This window comes from Rhizobium sp. L9, from assembly GCF_002531885.1.
Taxonomy (GTDB): Bacteria; Pseudomonadota; Alphaproteobacteria; order Rhizobiales; family Rhizobiaceae; genus Rhizobium.
Genome location: NZ_NWSZ01000068.1, coordinates 1 through 3256 on the forward strand (window position 1 = coordinate 1; position 3256 = coordinate 3256).

A 3256-nucleotide genomic window follows, 5' to 3' on the forward strand; every position below is an offset into this window, starting at 1 on the left:
CATGCACCCACCCGGCGAGCGTGATATCGCTGCCGCGTGCGGTGACGAAGATATAGCTGGAGTCGAGATCGCTGGAACCGGCAAGCGCGCTTTGCGGGCTCCATCTCTTGCGGAGAAAGGCATCGCGGTTTGGGGTGCGACTTTCCGCGAAATCTATGAAGCGGATTTGGATGTTGGTGTCTCTAAGAAGAGACGTGAGCAGCGCGGAAGGCTGGCACTGCGGCGGCAAGGACTAGCTCGTTACCTATTCCCAAGAACGCCGATTTCGACCGTCACTGGTCAAACGTTGGGCGGGCTGCTTGCTGGGACTGTTGCATGCGCACTTTCGCGAATTATTGCGCTCCTCATTCATCTGAGCGATCGAACATTCGACGCGACAATTGCCTCCCGGCAGGATGATCGGGTGTTGCGTGTCTGCGTTGCCTCCAGATGCTCGAATCCATTTGCTATATGACCTGACAGGGAGCAAGGTTTCTTTCTCGGTAGCCACTGAACGGGCACTGCCGATTGAGGGCTTTCAATAGTCCTCGCCCCAACAGAAGGAGGGCATGATGTCTTCCGAACAGGAAACTTCCCATCTTACATCCGCCGATTTGTGCCTGCTGCAAGACGTCTTGCACGAAGCGGGCTATTCCGGAAATGTCTCACCACCGCCGCGGCTCCACAACATCGCTGCAAGGCTTCTCATTACCCTCTTTCGGGCGGGAACGCGAAATCCTGAAGAACTGAAAAAAAACCTGGAAATGGTCTTCGGACGCCCGCAGATGCCGGCTCCGCGTTACTCTCGCCCCTTGTTCAACCGGTTCTCGATTCAAGGCATTCCGCTCCCGGCAGCGTCCAATCCCGCCCCTAACATTGGATCCGCGGAGCTGGCGGATGTTCCGTTAGAGGTGGCCACAGAACTGGCTAGTCGCAGCCTCGCGGTATTCAAATCGGATTGGGCTGCGAAGGACCCGGATGACGATCAGCGAACAAGCGCGGTATCGAAAGCGATCACTCGCCGGGCCGACACCGATCGAATAATTAAGACCGCCCACCTTAAACGACAGCGAAAAGAACGAGAGCAGTTTTGTTGGCGCGTCACATGAGCAGAAACTTGAGACGTTCATGTGATTTGATAACGCATTCAACATCGGCTCACTCGTGTCTCCTCTCGCGCCGGGCACTTACCGGCTCGGCGAGAAGGAAGATGCACTGGAGGACGTGTCGTTCCTGGCCTATAAAACTAACGCCGCTCGTCTTGAAATTCCTCCCATCGAGACGCAGACCCCTAACGACAGCAGATGCCTTTACCCGAGGCGAGATTGACGATGCACTCTTCAGAGACCACCCCTTGCAGAAAGAGCAGGTGGAGAGGGCAAAATCCTGGCGGAGCGAATGAGCACTCCAAAAATCGATCGGTATGCTACCGCTAAGCAACCGACGCCGCGCGAGGCGTTCGGCGCCCATTGGCCAGAACGCGATGCGTTGATTCTGATACTTGCGGACCGTCCTGGCGAAAGTGGCGAGATACCTCCGCACCGGTTTGACAATATCTGTTTTCGAGGCCGCCCAAGCCACGCAGAGGCGGGGATTTGCGCTTACCATTGCGGCCTTCCTGACCTGCCTCGGACGCCGCCTCCAGGTGGTTCTGACCCGAAGACGAGGAAATCGGCAGTCCTTTTAAGTCAAGAGCTAGGCGATCCGAACCACGACTCGCGCGTCAAAAGCTGCTGCAAGGAATGCGGACTGCTTCCCCTTCGGTTACTATGCCCTCTACCGTGCCCGCACAGGCCTCCATTGCCATAAAGAAAGCGCTACCGCTCGTCACCGGCCAATTCTTAAAAAGCATGTCAAGGGCTTCATCTGCGGACGCAATAATATGCCGCACCTGATTGCGTTCAACCACTAAGAGCAGCCACGCCGACGTCGACACACAGTCTCCGATTCCACATTTGAGAAATAGTGGATCTCACAGTTAGCCGGAGTACGGCATGAGGAGAAACCTTCCTCACCCGTGCAATCCACACCCCCAACCCCCGCCTTGACGCATTGTTCCATGCTATCGCCCTATACATTGGGAGGGCCGGGAAGTCCTACGGTTGTCGGAGGTTTATTGGGCAGGCCGTCCCTGAATGGAGGCGCGTGTCCGCTCAAAGCTTGGCGGAGACTTCGACGATATTGGCTCGCCAAAACACCTTTCCAGCTCCCTGGAAAGGTCGTCGGCAGAGGTCATCCCATATTGGAAACGTTGGATAAGCAACTTCGCTGCCGCGCTGTATCGCTCAGGATGGGCGACGCTTCTGGCTGAATTGTATCCAGCCGCATCCAAGACGCCTCGCAGCATTGTGAGGTCACTGGAATTTAAGATATGGACGTGTTCGGAAGACATTTCCGGTCCTCCTTCAATTTGGGGCGAGGGCTGAAAGCCCTGATGCAGCAGCGCCCGTAACATTGGCTGCTGACGAGGTGACCATGCCTGAGCGCAGCTCCGGATGCAATGTGAATCACGCAATTTGAATTTTTATAAGATATCTTTAACAAAACCGATAATTGCGGTTGCGTTTCATGCAGCGAGTGCGTATATGCCTCTCATCGGCATTGCTGATGAGCGCTGGAAAGCATCTGTCGCTCGCAATTGCCGCAATCGCTTTCTGCTTTTGACCACGGATGTACTGGCATTGGTACGAGTAGCGATGTGAGGAAGGTCGGTGCGGTTTCGCCCCGGCCTTTTTTGTTGGCCGGCTCGCTGTCCCAGAACTTCGTTTAAACACAATGGCGGCTCAGGTTGCCACATCGAGTTTGCTAGTAGAGCTTCGTTTCGCGCCGATTGGCGTCAAGCAACCCTTTTCTCTCAAAATCGAACTTCTGTCTTCCGGGCGCCGTCCGGCAGCGATCACTCATGCGACGAAAAGGAATTGAAAATGAGCAAAACCAATGCAGCTGAGATCCGGCGCAGAACCGAACGCCAGGTCGCGAACACGAGCGGTGGCGGGCACCTGGGGGGAACAAACTTCGGGCAAGCTCCCGACGCCAAGACCGCAGGCGGAACAGGTGCCAAATCCCGTCCTAGTGGTGGACGCAAATAGACGTCTGATAGTAGCAACTCGGAAGGCTCGCTTTAAGAAACTGAAGCGAGCCCGCTTTTCGAAGCAGCCAACTGTAATTCCTGCGGTATCGCGTTCGCCGCGGCAAGATCATGGCAGATTTACGCTCGGCGGGCAAGAATCTCGATGAGCAAGCCTTGCGGGAACGCATGGAGGCTTTGAGCGTCGCC

At 55.8% G+C, this 3256-nt stretch carries 2 protein-coding genes and 1 pseudogene; 1 reads left to right on the plus strand and 2 read right to left on the minus strand.

Annotated features, from left to right (window positions below; genetic code table 11):
• Positions 1-229: pseudogene (locus CO660_RS33630) on the minus strand (hypothetical protein); the annotation flags it as partial.
• A gap of 322 nt (positions 230-551) precedes the next feature.
• Between CO660_RS33630 and CO660_RS32105 the strand changes: the two are divergent.
• Entirely contained in the window at positions 552-1088 is a 537-nt protein-coding gene (locus CO660_RS32105; protein ID WP_141504971.1) for a hypothetical protein, read from the plus strand.
• Between the two features lie 614 nt (positions 1089-1702).
• Here the strand turns inward: CO660_RS32105 and CO660_RS34235 are convergent.
• Positions 1703-1831, minus strand: coding sequence for a DUF982 domain-containing protein (locus tag CO660_RS34235; RefSeq protein WP_245421418.1), 129 nt, complete (start codon positions 1829-1831; stop codon positions 1703-1705).
• Between the last annotated feature and the right edge of the window lie 1425 nt (positions 1832-3256).

Bases quoted from the DNA above. Each gene is read 5' to 3' on its own strand.
- CO660_RS32105 (WP_141504971.1), top strand. From the start codon at position 552: ATGTCTTCCGAACAGGAAACTTCCCATCTTACATCCGCCGATTTGTGC.
- CO660_RS34235 (WP_245421418.1), bottom strand. From the start codon at position 1,831: ATGCTTTTTAAGAATTGGCCGGTGACGAGCGGTAGCGCTTTCTTTATG.